This is a genomic window from Mesorhizobium sp. M5C.F.Ca.IN.020.29.1.1, assembly GCF_003997375.1.
In the GTDB taxonomy this organism is placed as follows: Bacteria; Pseudomonadota; Alphaproteobacteria; order Rhizobiales; family Rhizobiaceae; genus Mesorhizobium; species Mesorhizobium wenxiniae.
Genome location: NZ_RZSW01000095.1, coordinates 1 through 15,056, shown reverse-complemented (window position 1 = coordinate 15,056; position 15,056 = coordinate 1). Strand labels below are relative to the sequence as shown.

At 62.1% G+C, this 15,056-nt stretch carries 11 protein-coding genes and 2 pseudogenes; 7 read left to right on the top strand and 6 right to left on the bottom strand.

Going from position 1 to position 15,056, the window contains the following annotated elements; translation table 11 throughout:
• The 4 genes from EOA85_RS10590 to EOA85_RS10570 form a co-directional block, all read left to right on the top strand.
• Positions 1-946, top strand: a 946-nt coding sequence (locus EOA85_RS10590) for an ABC transporter substrate-binding protein (RefSeq protein ID WP_127209368.1), incomplete at its 5' end; no start/stop codon positions are given.
• A gap of 291 nt (positions 947-1,237) precedes the next feature.
• The gene (locus tag EOA85_RS10580) at positions 1,238-2,776 is read left to right on the top strand and encodes a sugar ABC transporter ATP-binding protein (RefSeq protein ID WP_065006573.1); all 1,539 of its coding nucleotides are present in this window, start codon (positions 1,238-1,240) and stop codon (positions 2,774-2,776) included.
• Complete coding sequence (locus EOA85_RS10575) at positions 2,773-3,744, top strand: ABC transporter permease (protein ID WP_127209367.1); 972 nt, start codon at positions 2,773-2,775, stop codon at positions 3,742-3,744. The genes EOA85_RS10580 and EOA85_RS10575 overlap by 4 nt, the downstream gene beginning before the upstream one ends.
• Entirely contained in the window at positions 3,741-4,727 is a 987-nt protein-coding gene (locus EOA85_RS10570; RefSeq protein WP_095518088.1) for an ABC transporter permease, read from the top strand. Before EOA85_RS10575 ends, EOA85_RS10570 begins: the two co-directional genes overlap by 4 nt.
• Before the next feature lie 196 nt (positions 4,728-4,923).
• Here EOA85_RS10570 and EOA85_RS10565 read toward each other — a convergent pair.
• Positions 4,924-5,689, bottom strand: a pseudogene (locus EOA85_RS10565) (transposase); the annotation flags it as partial.
• 529 nt (positions 5,690-6,218) lie between these two features.
• Between EOA85_RS10565 and EOA85_RS10560 the strand changes: the two are divergent.
• Entirely contained in the window at positions 6,219-7,298 is a 1,080-nt protein-coding gene (locus tag EOA85_RS10560; protein ID WP_127209366.1) for a mechanosensitive ion channel family protein, read from the top strand.
• Between the two features lie 325 nt (positions 7,299-7,623).
• Here the strand turns inward: EOA85_RS10560 and EOA85_RS10555 are convergent, their stop codons facing one another.
• Together EOA85_RS10555 and EOA85_RS10550 are read right to left on the bottom strand one after the other, a co-directional pair.
• Entirely contained in the window at positions 7,624-8,820 is a 1,197-nt protein-coding gene (locus EOA85_RS10555) for an MFS transporter (RefSeq protein WP_127209365.1), read from the bottom strand.
• A 496-nt stretch (positions 8,821-9,316) separates the two neighbouring features.
• A complete protein-coding gene (locus EOA85_RS10550; RefSeq protein ID WP_065009653.1) occupies positions 9,317-9,682 on the bottom strand; it encodes a helix-turn-helix domain-containing protein in 366 nt (121 codons plus the stop codon).
• Between the two features lie 106 nt (positions 9,683-9,788).
• On the opposite strand from EOA85_RS10550, the gene EOA85_RS10545 reads away from it, so the two are divergent.
• Positions 9,789-10,493, top strand: coding sequence for a glutathione S-transferase family protein (locus EOA85_RS10545; protein WP_127209364.1), 705 nt, complete (start codon positions 9,789-9,791; stop codon positions 10,491-10,493).
• Positions 10,494-10,615: 122 nt separating this feature from the next.
• Here the strand turns inward: EOA85_RS10545 and EOA85_RS10540 are convergent, their stop codons facing one another.
• On the bottom strand, positions 10,616-11,398 hold the full coding sequence (locus tag EOA85_RS10540) for an SDR family oxidoreductase (protein WP_127209363.1): 783 nt from the start codon (positions 11,396-11,398) through the stop codon (positions 10,616-10,618).
• Between the two features lie 287 nt (positions 11,399-11,685).
• On the opposite strand from EOA85_RS10540, the gene EOA85_RS10535 reads away from it, so the two are divergent.
• The gene (locus tag EOA85_RS10535; RefSeq protein WP_127209362.1) at positions 11,686-12,513 is read left to right on the top strand and encodes a DUF2189 domain-containing protein; all 828 of its coding nucleotides are present in this window, start codon (positions 11,686-11,688) and stop codon (positions 12,511-12,513) included.
• An 86-nt stretch (positions 12,514-12,599) separates the two neighbouring features.
• Here the strand turns inward: EOA85_RS10535 and EOA85_RS10530 are convergent.
• Positions 12,600-13,236 (bottom strand): annotated as a pseudogene (locus EOA85_RS10530) (LysE family translocator).
• Positions 13,237-13,393: 157 nt separating this feature from the next.
• Positions 13,394-15,056: hypothetical protein (locus EOA85_RS10525; RefSeq protein ID WP_127209361.1), on the bottom strand; the 1,663-nt coding region annotated here is incomplete at its 5' end.

Sequence of the window (15,056 nt, the reverse complement as noted above, 5' to 3'; positions counted from 1 at the left end):
GATCGGCGTTTCCAACACGGTGCAAGGCAATGGCTGGCGCGAGGAAATGATCTGCGCCATCAAAGCGCAGGCGCTCGCCTCCGGCGAAGTCACGAAACTGAACATCGCCCATCGCAACACCGACGCCGCCGGCCAGCTCGAGGACATCCGCAACCTGATCAGCGCCAAGGTCAACGCCATCGTCGTCAACCCGGCCGATCCGGCCGGCATCAAGTCAGCCCTCGAAGAAGCCACCAAGGCCGGTATCGTCGTCGTCGCCGTCGACCAGGCGGTCACCGAACCCTCGGCCTATATCATCTCCAACAACCAGGAGCAGTACGCCTATCTCGGCGCCAAATGGCTGTTCCAGCAGATCGGCGGCAAGGGCGACGTCGTCTATATGCGCGGTGCCGCCGGCGCCTCGGCCGACAGCGATCGCGACAAGGGTTTTAAGAAGGCGCTTGCCGAATTCCCCGATGTGAAGGTCGTGCATGAGGTCTTCACCGGCTGGCAGCAGGATCAGGGCAAGCAGCAGATCCTCGATTTCATCGCCACCGGATCGCCGTTCAACGGCATCTGGACCTCGGGCATCGACAATGTGATCGTCGATGCGCTGGTCGAGTCGCAGACGCCGCTGGTGCCGGTGGTCGGCGCCGACAATGCCGGCTTCGTCGGCCAGCTGAACTCGGTCGAAGGCCTTGTCGGCGCGGCGGTGACCAATCCCGGTTCGATCGGCGGTGCCGGCGTGACGCTGGCTCTGCAGATCCTGAACGGCAAGAAGCCGGCGGAGCAGACCGTGCTGGTCGAGCCGCAGCTCTGGCAGAACGCCACCGAGGAGGGCAAGGCCAAGCTGAAGAGCGTAGCCGATCCGTCGCTAAGCCCGGAATGGCCGGTCTCGATCTCCATTCCGGAGTGGACCACCTACACCAAGGACCAGATCATCGCCTGCAAGGGCCCGGGCGAGTAAATATGGGCTTTCGCTGCAGACCATAACCGTTTCCAACTTGTGCGGAGACGGTCAATTGCCGAGGTTGGCGCCGCCCCTTATCGCCCTACCGGGCACTTCTCCCCGTATAGTGACGGGGAGAAGGGGGCCGGCCGCAACTCCGGCGCTCTTCCTGCGACGGTGATGATTGGCGAAACCGGCGATGACATCGTCCTCTCCCCGTCTCTATACGGGGAGAGGATGCTGGCAGGCAGGTGAGGGGCGGCGCCAGCGCGAGTGATTTGAGCCGCATAAATCGAGAGCAACGCGATTTTGACCACCAACCCCCTCCTGGACGCCACCGGCGTCGTGAAGACCTACGGCGCCGTGGTGGCGCTGCGCAACGCGTCGCTGTCAGTCCTGCCGGGTGAGGTTCACGCCCTGATGGGCGCCAATGGCGCCGGCAAATCGACGCTCGTCAAGATCCTGACCGGCGCCATCCGCGCCGATGCCGGGCACATCCTGATCCGCGGCGAAACCCGCGACGTGCGCTCGCCCGCCGATGCGCGCCGCGCCGGCCTGCTTCCCGTCTATCAGGAACCGTCGCTCATCCCCGATCTCGACGTCGCCTCCAACCTTCGCCTGACCGACACGCCGGTCGAGCCGTTCCGCGCCTGGGTGCGCGAACTCGGCATTCCCGACCTCGACATCCGCGAGACTGCGCGCGACATCCCGCTTGCCGTGCTGCGCGTGCTCGATCTGGCGCGGGCTTTGGCGGTCGAGCCCGACGTTTTGCTGCTCGACGAGATGACCGCGGCACTGCCGGCAAACCTGGCCGAAAAGGTGCTCGAAGTCGTGCGCAGCCAGGGCGACAGCGGCCGTTCGGTGATCTTCATTTCCCACCGCTTTGTCGAGATATCGGCGCTGTGCGACCGCGCCACAGTGCTTCGCGACGGCGAGACCGTCGGCGTCGTCGACATCGAGCCGGGCGTCGAGGAGCGCATCGTCGAGATGATGCTCGGCGCCAGGATCGAGAAAACACGCGTGGCGGCGCGCCAGGCGAGCCAGGCCGCTTCGCCTGGGGATAGCCGCCCGCGCCTCGGCGTGGCGAACCTTCGTGTCGGCACCAAGCTCAACGACGTCTCGTTTGATCTGGCCAACGGCGAGGTCGCGGGCATCGTCGCGCTCGAGGGGCAAGGCCAGGACGAGCTCTTCGCCGCGTTGGCCGGCTCCATCCGCCCGTCCGGCGGCACCATCGAAGTGGACGGGAAGCCGGTGAAATTCGCGCATCCGGCCGATGCGATCCGCGCCGGCATCGCCTATGTCCCCGGCGACCGCACCGAAGCCCTGACCATGCAGCGCTCGGTGCGCGAAAACATCGCGCTCCCCTTCAGCGCCGCCTTGCGCAACTGGGGACCGATCAACATGGCGCAGGAACGCTCCAGGGTCGTCAGTGCGATCGAGCGGCTGCAGATCGACACGCGCGCCCAGCGCGAGGTGCAGCGTTTGTCCGGCGGCAACCAGCAGAAGGTGACGATCGCCCGCTGGATCGCCGCCGAAGCACAGACCATCCTCTGCTTCGACCCGACGCGCGGCATCGATGTCGGCACCAAGCAGGAGATCTACAAGCTGCTGCGCGAACTCGCCGACCAGGGCAAGTCGGTGCTGTTCTATACATCCGAGCTCGAGGAGGTGCAGCGTGTCTGCGATCGCGTCATCGTCATCTTTGGGGGGCGCGTCGTCGATGTCTTCCCCGTCGAACTCGCCGACGAGCCGGCACTGATGCGCGCCGCCTATGGCTTGCCGCGCGGCGCCAAGGAGGACGTCGGCATCCTTGCCGATATCCACTCGAGCCCGGTGGCGAAACCTTGACCCGCCTCGTCCGCCGTCAGGGCTGGGTCGCCGGCCTGCTTGTCCTGTTCGTGGTCCTGTTTGTGATCACCAGGCTCATCCAACCGGGCTATGGCAGCGGCGATTTCGGCTCGCTGGTGCGCGCGGTGCTGCCTTACGCCTTTGCCGTCGCCGCCCAGACGATTGTCGTCATCGCCGGCGGCATCGATCTTTCCGTCGGCGCCATGATGGCGCTGACCAGCGTCACCGCTGCATCGATGATGGATGGCGCCAGCGAGGAATACGCGCTTTTCGTCGTGCCGTTCGTGCTGGCCATGGGACTGGTGCTGGGCGCCGTCAACGGCATGCTGATCGTCGTCACCCGCGTGCCCGACATCGTCGTCACGCTGGCCACCCTCTTCGTCCTGCAGGGCGCGGCGCTGCTGGTCCTCGGTGCGCCCGGCGGCGCGGTGGCCGAATGGCTGAGGGCGACCATCGTCGGGACAGTCCCGATCCCGGGGCTGCCCGGGATTTCTGCCTGGATACCGAAGGCGCTGGTGCTGCTGGTCGTCTGCCTCTGCACCATCTGGATACCGCTCAAGCGCTCAAAACTCGGCCTTTCGATCTACGCCATCGGCAGCAGCGAGCTCGCGGCATTTCGCAGCGGCGTGCCTGTCGCGCGCACCAGGATCATCGCCTATGCTCTGTCGGGGCTTTTCGCTGCCATGGGCGGGCTGGCGCTGACCATGAGCACAGGCATCGGCGCCCCCATTCCCGGCCCTTATCTTCTTGCCAGCGTGGCGGCGGTCGTGCTCGGAGGCGTCGCACTTGGCGGCGGCAAGGGCGGATTGCTCGGCCCGATCGTCGCGGTCTTCGTGCTGCGGCTGGTACGCACCGACCTGACGCTGCTGGCCATCGATCCCAACGTCACCGCGATCATCGAGGGCGCGATCATGGTCGCCGTCGTCATGTTCGGCGCCTTCATCACAATGCGGAGCCGCCCATCATGAGCAATGCCGCCACGGTCTCTCAACCCGTACCCTTCGGCCGCCGCCTCAAGCGGTTCATGGCCGACCGGCCGCTGATCCCGCTGATCATCCTGCTGGTCATGCTGGTGGTGATCCTGCAGATCCTGCGTCCCGGCATCGTCAATGAGCGGTGGCTCGCCAACACCGTGAAGTTCGCCATCCCGCTGGCGATTCTTGCCGGCTGCCAGACCATGACCATGCTGACCGGCGGCATCGACCTGTCGGTCGGTACGGTAGCGACGATGAGCGCCTTCATCATGGCGACGCAGGTCGTCAATCACGACCCGGCGGTGGCGATCCTCATCGCATTGGTGCCGGCGGTGCTGATCGGCCTGGTCAACGGCATCGGTGTCGGCGTCTTTCGCGTGCACCCACTGATCATGACGCTCGGCACCAGCCTGATCGGCACCGGCTGCCTGCAGGTCTATCAGCGCACCGTGATCGCTTCGGGCGCCAAGATCCCGCCCTTCCTGGCCTGGCTCGGCACCGGCCTCACCTATGGCGTGCCCAATGCGCTGCTGTTGTTCGTGCCCATCGCCGTCCTCATCGTCTTCACCTTGCGCCGCACCGGCTTTGGCCGCCTGCTTTACGCAGTCGGCGACAATGAAGGAGCAGCACGCCTGTCCGGCGTCCGCTACTGGCAAGTCATCACAGCGCTCTACGTCATCTCGAGCGTGCTCGCCGGCGTTACCGGGCTGCTCTATATCGGCCTGATCAAGGCGCCGTCGCTGTCGCTGGCCGAACCGCTGGTGCTGCCTTCGGTGGCCGCCGCCGTGATCGGCGGCACCTCGATCTTCGGCGGCCGCGGCGGCTACACCGGCACCATCATCGGGGCGCTGATCCTCACCGTTCTGACGACACTGCTGACCATCCTGCAAATGCCCGAAGGCGCGCGGCGGATTCTGTTTGGGCTGATCGTGCTGTTTGTGACGGCGGCTTATTTGCGGATTATCGAGGATCGGTAGGGGGGCGTCGAGAGTACGGCTGCTCTTGCACCGAAGGCGACTTATGTCTGTCAGACTGCGGATGGCCGCTTTGCGCCTGATATTGTTGATTTAGTCGTTGCCGGGACGGCAGCATGGCTCTTGGTCGGATCAATCCGGCCAGATTTGCCGCAGTTTTCGGATCTCACTACCTGCAGTGTTTCGTTTGGCGGCGGCTTTCAATCATGGTGCGCGCCGCTCCCACTTCGGCCTGCCGGATCGCGCGGGTGGCTTCGACGTCCAGGATGACGCCATGGTCGGTATCGATCAGATAATTGGTGGCGTAAGCAAAGAAGGCATGACCCTTGTGCGCTCCGGTCCACTGTGCCGCCAGATCGGAGGGTGAGATGAACTTCGGTGTGACCTCACTGGCCGCCCCGAAAGCGGCGTCATCCAGGGTTGCGAGATACTCTCGCACCGCTCGACCGGCCCCAGCGCCAAGATCGGCGGCGCGCCACTCGTCGCCCGGAATGGAGCGCTGTTTGTTGGCATCGGCTGCGATAGGCTGGCGTCCACCGCAACCCTTCGCCACCTACCAGGCCTTCGCTCAGGCAGCGTTCCACGACTGTCTCGAAGAGGTGTCGCAGGATGTCGCTCTGCCGGAACCGGCCATGGCGGTTGCGCGAGAAGGTAGAATGGTCAGGAACCTTGCCGTCCAATCCCAAACGGCAAAACCATCGATAGGCGAGATTAAGGTGGACCTCCTCGCAGAGCCGTCGCTCGGACCGAATGCCCATGCAGTATCCAACGAGCAACATCCGCATCATCAACTCGGGAGCGATCGAGGGACGGCCGATCGTGCTTTAGAACGGCTTCAGTTCCGAGCGGACGCTCTCCAGATCGAGGAACTGGTCGACCCTTCGAAGGAGGTGGTCATCAGGGACATGATCGTCGAGACAGAAATCGTAGAACAACTGCGCCGGTGCCACCTGCGATCCCATCATCGTCCCATTCCCTCCGGAATCAACAGATGGATGGAATCACGACACCGCCAGCCGATCAACGCCGACTAAATCAACACTATCCGCCTAATCTCTGCCGTTCGTCGACGCTCAGCTCGATCCCGAATCCCGCCGTTCGCTCAGTCGTTGTGATGGGCTCGAGTCAATACCGTGCAATCCAATGGATTGGCGGCATCCGCCGGCGTGATCCCGCCGGAAGAGCGAATTCGAAGCAACGGCCGCTCGATAACGCTCGAGATCGCTACCGGTGAGCTATCGGGAGCTGCTGATACCAAACTCAGCTTAATTTCGGATCGGGCTATAAGGCATTTGCCGAATATGGCGGCGCCGTCGCATCTTTCTGCTTGCCGCCCTATTTCACCAAGGACGGGGCCGCCGGAATGAAGGCCAGCTTTCGGGGACCGGCAAGGAACCGGTCAGCGACTGATATCGGGTCGTTTGCCGGAATGCCGCCGTCGAGGAACGAGAAGGCACTGGCTGGGTGTTGATGGCCACATCGGGAGGTGAACCCATGGAACCGCGCGCCAAGGAACAGGAGAACCTTTCCCGACTCGAACGGGCCGCGCAACAGACTGCTGATCCAGAAACTTTGGAACAGAAGGCGAAAAAGCCCGAGGAAAAATTCTGCTTCAGGCTTCGCAAGCAAGATGTCTGGTGGACGGTTGGTTTCGCTGCCGCCGCCTTGCTGCTTTTTGGCATCCAAGTCCTGATCAATTGGCGCTTAGAATGGCTTGATGCGCCTTTGCGCGTTCGCGTGCTGAACTACGTCAGGGGCGGCCTTCTCATTTTCGTTATGCTGACCGTTGCCAATGTTATCGAAGTCTTTCTCATTGGCCGAATTCCCAATCGTGTTTCGCGTTTCAACCTGCAACGTATTTTTCGATTGGTCGTCGTCGTCGCCATCGTCTTCGTGGCCATTTCGGTCTTATTTGTGAACTGGTACGCTGCGGTTGTTTCACTCGGCCTGATTTCACTGATTCTCGGCTTTGCGCTGCAAATGCCGATCTCCAGTTTCATCGCCTGGATTTATATTCTGGCCAGGGCGCCTTATCGCGTTGGCGACCGCATTCGCATCGGCGATGCCCATGGCGATGTCATTGATGTCAGCTATCTAGACACGACGTTATGGGAATTCGGCGGCGAACATCTTTGGACCGATCATCCAAGCGGACGCGTCATTAAGTTTCCGAACTCCACCGTGTTTGACACGCCGGTCTTCAACTATTCCTGGCCGCTGTTTCCCTATGTCTGGAACGAAATCAAGTTCCAGCTCGCTTATGAAAGCGATCTGGAATTCGTAGCGAAAACCATGAGAGAGGTCGTTGACGAGCAGATCGGCGACATCATGAGCCAGAAGGTGAAGGTCTATAAGCACATCCTGTCGCAAACGCCGGTGGACGAACTCGAAGTGAAGGAGCATCCCGTGGTTCATTTTCGCGTCAGTGAAAACACCTGGCTCGAGGCCATCGTGCGTTACCTCGTGCCGCCGAAGGAAGCGGGCCGCACCAAAACACGCTTGATCAAGGAAATGCTGGCGCGAATGAATGCAAAACCCGATCGCGTGCTGTTTCCGAAGAGCAATTTGAGGTGAACTTCCTCACGCCCGCCCGCGTCGCGGCAGACAAGCCTGGATGACAGACTATAAGGGCTCCGTTGATCGGGCTCGTGCATGGATGTATCGCGGGGACAATTCGCTGATCCGGTATCTGCAGGGCAATAGTGCGAGCTGGCGGGGCTTTCATGCATGACAACACCCGTTCTTCGCCGGGTGCACCCATTTCCGGGAGCCGAATGCATGCGAGATTGTCGCGGATGAAATCAGCCCTGATCGGCTGGTGCCATTTTTACAAGGCCGCGGCCCGGCCTGATCAGTCGAGCCGTCCTGGTATAACACACCCCCAACCGACAACACTGTATCACCGTTCCTCTGGCGGCTTGAGGTGCCGGAATTGCATCAGCAGCAGCAGGTCATAAATGATCTTTAGGGCACCGCAGATCAGGAGGGGCCATGCCCGGAACGAGGCAGCGAACATAGCCCCCGCCAAGGCGGGACTGGCTGCGGCGGCTAGGCTGCGCGGGACAGATGTGAAGCTCGCGGCCGTTGCCCGCTCTGCCTCCGTGACGACGGCCATGACGTAAGACGATCGCGTCGGGACGTCCATCTGCGAAAGCGCAGCGCGGATCAACAGCAGGGCGAGTGCCAGAGGCAGCGTGGGCGCAAGCGCCGCCAACATCAGAGCAATGCTGGACGGAATGTGAGTGAACACCATCGTGTTGATGAGCCCGATGTGCCGGGACAGCCAAGCAGCAACGGGGAATGAGAACGCCGAAAGTACCCCGGACCAGAAGAAGAAAAAGCCCGCTTCCGAGAGCGACAGGTCGAATGTTTCGAAAAGCCACAGGGCAAGCAGCGACTGGACGACGAAGCCGCCGGCGAAGGCATCAAGGCTAAAAAGGGCCGCGAGCTTGAACACAATATTGCGCGAGGGGCCGAGCGCGGACGCGGTGCCGGAGTCCGACGCTGGACGGCGCTGCGGGATCCGCGCGTAGAGAAGGCCGCCGAGCAGGCCCAGAAATGCATAGAGCACGAACATCGCCTTGATGCCGGTGAGTTGGTCGAAGGCGGCTGGAGCCAGAAGATCAGGTGTCGCCGAAGCAAGCGCGCCAACCGCGCCTGCGAGCGCACCCACCAGGCTGTAACGCGCGAACATTTTGGTCCGGGCGGCATCAGTCACTTCGCGCGTGAGCACGGCATGCTCTAAAGGCACGAATACGCTGACGCTGCCGGCCGACGGGTTGATGGTGCCTGCGAAGGCGATCACCAAAAGCAGCGCGTAGTCGTGGACCACAGCAAGGGCCAGACCTGTGGCGACCATCAGACTGGCGGCGGCAAGCAGGAGTTGGCGGTGATCGTGTCGGGCACCAAGGAGTCCGGCGGCGATGGTCATGAGCGCTGAACCGAGCAGCGATGCGGTTGCTATGATGCCGACCTGCAGAGGCGCGAAGCCTAATGCCAAGAGATAGACCGGCAACAGAATTGCCACGAAGCCGTCGCCCATGTCGCGCAGGGCTCGTGCCGCAAAAAGAAAAGTCGCCGGGCGGATCTGCTGCACTGATCTAGCCTGCCCTCATCACCTCGGCGTCACCGGCTTTGGCAGTGTCGCTCGACGGGGCCGGAAGATCATGAGGAGTCGCATTAGGCATTTCAGCGAAGCGCATATCGGCTTCAATCCTTAGGCTACCGCCCAACAACGCTGATTCATATCGCGTCAACGGCTTGTAACGACCGAAGACGCAGCTGGCGCATATTGCACTTGGCTGTCAAGGGTAGGGTTGGGGGTCAGAATACCTGCTCGTCATCTTGCATTTAGGGAAGGTCCGAGAGGGGTCAGTTCACGTCGATGCACGCAGGGCACCAAAATGTCCGCTTCTGACATTCCGAGCCTCGAAGCCGCAGGTCCGCTTGCGGCCCAGAACGCGACGTTAGAGTATCTGCTCGGCAATAACGGCTTCTGGCGCTACCCGGCATTGCGGCATTAGCCCGGACGGCAAATCCCACGCAAAGCGGTGTCCAGCCTCGGGTAGCAGGCATCAGGTTTTCACCACTGGTCAGGCCGCCTTGACGAGCCTGGTTTCCGGCGTCGATGAAATCTGGCCGGCCCGATCGTCCTCGGTATCTTCCCACCAGTCGCCCAGGGCGTCGATGAGCGGCACAAGCTTGAGGCCGGGCGCCGTGAGGTCATAGTCGACGCGTAGCGGATAGCCGGCATGCGCAGTTCGCCGCACAATCCCGGCTTCTTCCAGCTTGCGCAGTTCCAGCGCCAGAATGCGGTGCGACACGGTCGGGTTGTCACGCCTCAGATCGCTGAAGCGCTTGGTCCCGTCCTTGAGATAGTAGAGCAGCAAGGTGGGCCAGCGACCGCTGAGCACGCGCATGGTCTCTTCGATCGGGCAGCGTGAGACGACATCTTTCATGGCGGGTCCCTGGTTACAGAATAGTGCGTAATTTACATGGGACGACCAGCGTTTAGGGTCAAGCTTCGCTGCGCAGCGTGATCCCTAACATGGAAGAGACAAAGAAATGGAACCTATCCTCCTTTACGGCGTCCCGGCGGGAAGTTCGATGGGGCTTGTCGCTGCTTTTGAACGCCTCGGACAGCCTTACCGCCTGTGTCGCGTCGACATGCTCACCGAAATGAAGAACGACGCCTATGCCAGCATCAACGGCCGTCAGGAAACGCCGGTGTTGATCACGGACGAAGGCAGAGTGCTCACCGAGACCATGGCGATTGCCGCTTGGCTCGAAGCCCGCGACACGCAACGTCGCATCAGCTTCGATCCTCGCTCGCCGGAAGCGGACCGGATGCATCAGCTGATGGCTTTCGTGAACACCGGTTTCACCGCCGCTTTCACCCCGCTCTGGGCTGCATATGAAATGGAATCGGCCGAGCCGGTCCTGCTGGCGACCTTGCGCGACTTTGGCCGCAAGGCCGTTGCCGAACGCCATGACCGGCTTGAGGCGATGATCGTCGACACGGACTTTCTGGTCGGCGATCGCCTGACGCTGGCGGATACCACGCTGATTGGCGTGGCACGCTGGGCGGAGTTCCACAAGGCGGTCGACAGCGCCGCCTACCCCAAGCTGGCGGCGTTGCGCCGCCGGATCGAAAGCGATCCGGACGTGCGGTATGCGCAGGCCATCGAGGATGGCGAAAAGCCGGCGGGTTCAGGTGTCTGCCTTGGCCACATTCCGCTGGCCGAGGTGATTGACCGAATTGGTGCCTAGACTAGTGGTAAAAGCCTGACACTTGGTACCCGACGTGTGGGGCAGCTCAGGCTGAAAGACCGCCAATCAGGCAATCACGGACAAGATGGAAGGTCAGCCCCGCAATCGCGCCCAGGGCGTCCTCAATAAGCCCGAGTGAATCCGCCATCGTGTAGAATGTTCAGGCCTGTCATGTGATCAGTGAGGGGCGACAACAAGCCCTCGACGACGACGGCAACTTCAGACGGCGTCCCATACTTTTTGAGTGGAATGTTGTCGGTCTCGACCGCAATCCTTTCTTCAAACGTCACGCCGGCGTCCTGCGCTCGCCTGCCAATTGCATCCCGATACCAGGGCGACAGCGTGCCACCGAGTGAAAGAGTGTTCACATGAATACCTCTTTCGCCTAGCGCAAAGGCAAGCGTCTTCGCTTCTCCAAGCCAAGCGGTGCGGATGACGTTGGCGGTGGCGTAGTGGCTAAGAACCTGAGCCGAAGAAATGCCGGAAATGATTACGACCTTGCAGCGTCGGCCTGCTTCAGGGGCCGGTTCCATCCGAGCGATTGCCGACTTCAACAGGGACAACGGCCCAACGAAGCTTGTCTGAAACAGCGTTCGCCAGACCTCCGGCTCGGGCATAGGGTCAGCGGACGAATGCGGTTGGGGCGGCATAAGAACGACCCCATCAAGCTTGAGGCCCGACGTGGCGAGGTGTCGATCAAACTCGCCCAACGCGGCTTCCGATGCCATATCAACAGGTATAGCTTCATGCGAACCGTCGGCTGGTGCAGGCAAGGTCGAAACCAGCGACTCAAGCCGCACCTGATTGCGGGCCGCCACCATCAGCCGCGCGCCACCGGCCGCAAGCCGTTCGCAAATTGCCTTCCCGATCCCACCCGTTGCCCCAGTCACAAGTATGGTCGACATCGCACCACCCCGCTAGTTTCGAGCACTATACTGTTGTAGTCTGGAAAAGCCATTGCACCCGGCTATGGGCGGTTTCTTGCCATCCACCGGTACCAAGTGTCAGACTTTCACCACTGGCACACGCCAGCCGCGCGGCACGGACGCGCCCTGTGCCGCGCGGCGCTTGCCCCGACACCACCCGATTCGCGACAAGCACATCGAATTCGGCTATCATGCCATCGCTTTTGAAATGGCAGCTACGGGCGGCCATCCCGGCGGTGGCCGCCCCGACACACGGGAGAATGGTTATGGCCAGCTTTCATGTCATGTCGGACGCGCGTGGAATGCACGTGCAGCCCAGGGTGCGCCGCATCACCACGGCAGACCTGATGGATGTGCTGCGGCTCGGCGTCGAGGATTTCTGGGCAAAGCCATCGCATTACGTGTTCTTGTGCCTGATCTATCCGGTGGTCGGATTGATCCTGGCGCAGTGGACGACATCCGGCTCCAACGCCATCCAGCTCCTTTATCCGCTGATGTCCGGCTTCGCCCTGCTTGGACCCTTCGCCGCGATCGGCCTCTACGAGATCAGCCGCCGCCGCGAGCTCGGCATGGACACGTCCTGGTGGCACGCGCTCGACGTGCGCCACTCGCCGGCGCTGCCGGCGATCGCAGTCATCGGCGTCATGCTGGTGGCACTGTTCCTGCTCTGGCTGTACACCGCGCAATCGATCTACATCGGCCTGTTCGGCAATCAGCCGCCCGCCTCGATCGGCGGCTTTTTGCGCGAGGTGCTGACAACGCCCAAAGGCTGGATGCTGATCCTACTCGGCAATTCGGCTGGCTTCGTCTTCGCCGCGATCGTGCTGGCGACGACCGTCGTCGCTTTCCCGCTGCTGCTCGACCGCGATGTCGGCGCGGTCTCGGCAATCGAGACATCGGCACGGGCGGTGATGACAAATCCGCTGCAGATGGCGCTGTGGGGCCTCATGGTGGCCGTGCTGCTGGTCATCGGCTCGATCCCGCTGTTTGCCGGGCTCGCCGTCGTCATGCCCGTGCTTGGTCATGCGACGTGGCACCTCTATCGCAGGGTGATCGAACCGGAGCGGGCGCAGCAGGACCGGCGGCCGATGTAGGCTACGGCGGCGGTGCCGCCGCTCTATCTTTTCGTTTGAGCATCGGATTCTCCCAAAACCGGTACCCACTTCTGGGTCCGATGCTCTTAGTTAACGCTGCGCGTCGGTTGCCATCTCAGGGCCAGTGCGGTCAGCACCGTGCCCATCATCCAACGCTGGATCACCAGCCATAGCGGTCGGCCGGCGAGGAAGACGGCGATCGAGCCGGCCGTAACCGCGATGATCGCGTTGACGGTGAGGCTGATCGCAATCTGCGTGGTGCCGAGCGACCAGAAGCTGCGAAAGCACGTGGCCCTTGTCGGGGCTGATGAACTGCGGCAGCAGCGAAAGATAAAGCACCGCCACCTTCGGGTTGAGCAGATTGGTCATCAGGCCCATGGCGAACAATTTGCGCGGCCTGTCCTTCGGCAGTTCCCGGACCTGGAACGGCGAGCGTCCGCCTGGCCTCACTGCTTGCCAGGCAAGCCACAAAAGGTAGAGCGCGCCGGCAAAGCGCAGCGCATCATAGGCGTAAGGCACGGCAAGCAGCAGCGCGGTGATGCCGAATGCCGCCGACAACACGTAGAAGACAAAGCCGAACGCCACGCCACCGAGCGAGATCAGGCCGGCTTTCGGCCCCTGTGACAGCGATCGCGAGATCAGATAGATCATATTCGGGCCAGGCGTCAGCACCATGCCGAGGCAGACCAGCGCGAAGGCGAGATGGTTGGCGGCGTCAGGCACGGCGCATCTCCAGTGGCAAGACTGCGCGCACCTCCCGATGATCTCCATCCGATGTGCACGGTCAGGCGAACGCGCCCATGTGCCCTCGCCAGTCCCCACGCGCAAGAGCATGACAGCGCAAGCCATTGCGCCAGCCCGTCGCGTCGCCGCTTACATGTCAGCCGACGATGCGCAGGTTCGACAATTCGTTGGCGATTTCCTTGAAATTGTCCGACAGCGTCGCCCCGGTCGCGTTCCAGAACAGCTTGGCCGGTTTGGTCGGATCGGTGGGATCCATGCGGAAGCGCGAGTCCGACGAGCATGCCCTCAGCGCGTCGAGCGCTTTCTTATCGCCGGCATCGGTGGTCGACAGGTCGAGCGCGACGGTCATGACGAGAATGTTCGAACTCTTCGCGTTGGCGCAAAGGGTCTGCATCTGCTCGTCCAGAGCGGCGGTGTAGTTGGCGCCGGTATAGGTGGTCTTGCCGATGTCCGTGCTCGTGTTCATGAACAGGCGCGTCACGCTTCCAGAGCCCGGATATGTCAGGCCGGTGTAGCCGTAAGCGGCATAGGTCGACCTGTTGTTGGCATAGCCGCTGTCGCTGACGGCGCTGTAGGTATTGGCGCCGTCAGTCAGCACGATCACCACTTTGTCGTTGCCCCTTTCGGTGTTCGGCCGGCCCTCGGTGAAAGGTTCGTTGCTCGACACCGTCCGCCAGCCCCAGGCAAGGCCTTCCGGCACGTTGGTGTTGCCGTTAGGCGCCATGGCGTCGATGGCGTTCTTGATCTCGTCTTTCTGGGCAAGCTGGCTCACGTCTTTGAGCGTCGTGATCGGGTTGGTCGTGCAGGACGCATTCGGGCCGTCGCCCGAGGCAGCCGACTGCGAGCCGTAAGGCTTGACCAGGAAATATTTGCGCATGTCCGACTGCCGCTGTGAAGCGGTTGGGCTGTCGGTGTAATTGGGCCAGTCGGCCCACCAGTTGTTGCCATAGCCATAGGACAAATAGGTCACGTCGTTAGCGTCGTCGCGGTTGAAATCGAGCCAGAGGGTGCCAGCCTCGTCCGGCGCAAACATCGGCACGAACAGCGTGGCAGGCGTGGCGGTGTTCGGCGTCGTATCGTCGTTATTATACGGGTGCGGCCTCGCCTCGACGCAACCCTGCCAGCTCGCATAGCGACTGGTGGTGTAGATATATTCCGGAGTGGTCCAGTGGCCGCTGCTGCAGTTGCCTTTTTTGTTATAGGTGTCGCAGATATACTGTTTCGTGTTAGGCACTTCTTCGCGGCCGGACTCGACCGTGATGTCGGCGTAAAGGCTGAAGCGGGTCAGTGGTTGATCCTCGCTGTCGCCCCAGCCAGCGCCGCGCTTGTACCAGACGCCGTTGAGCTTCTCAGCGTATTTGTCCGGATCGTTGGCGGGGGTCATCTTCGTCCAGTCGAAATCCTCGTGTTGGATCGGGGAGATGCCGTCCTGGTCCATCCAGCTATCCTGGTCATGGGTGGGACCGACATTGACCGAAGCAGCGAACGGCACCAGGGAGAACTGCACCGGTTTGGTGACCTGCTTCATCTGCTGTGCCTGCAGCGCCAGCGTATCGACAAGCTGCTTGGCGGCAGTCTTCAGCAGGTCTATTCGCTTCGCCCCGGTGCCGGAACCCAGATTATTCATCGAGCCGGAATTATCGAGCACAAGGGCTACTTCCAGCGTGTTCTTGAGGCGGATTTCCGAGCACGCCGTGAAGGTTGTATCGCTGGTGGTCCCGCCGCCCATCAGCATAGCGGCGGCCGGCAGAAAATAGGGGCGATACGTCAGGGCGCTGCAGAGCTTCAACGTGCCGCCA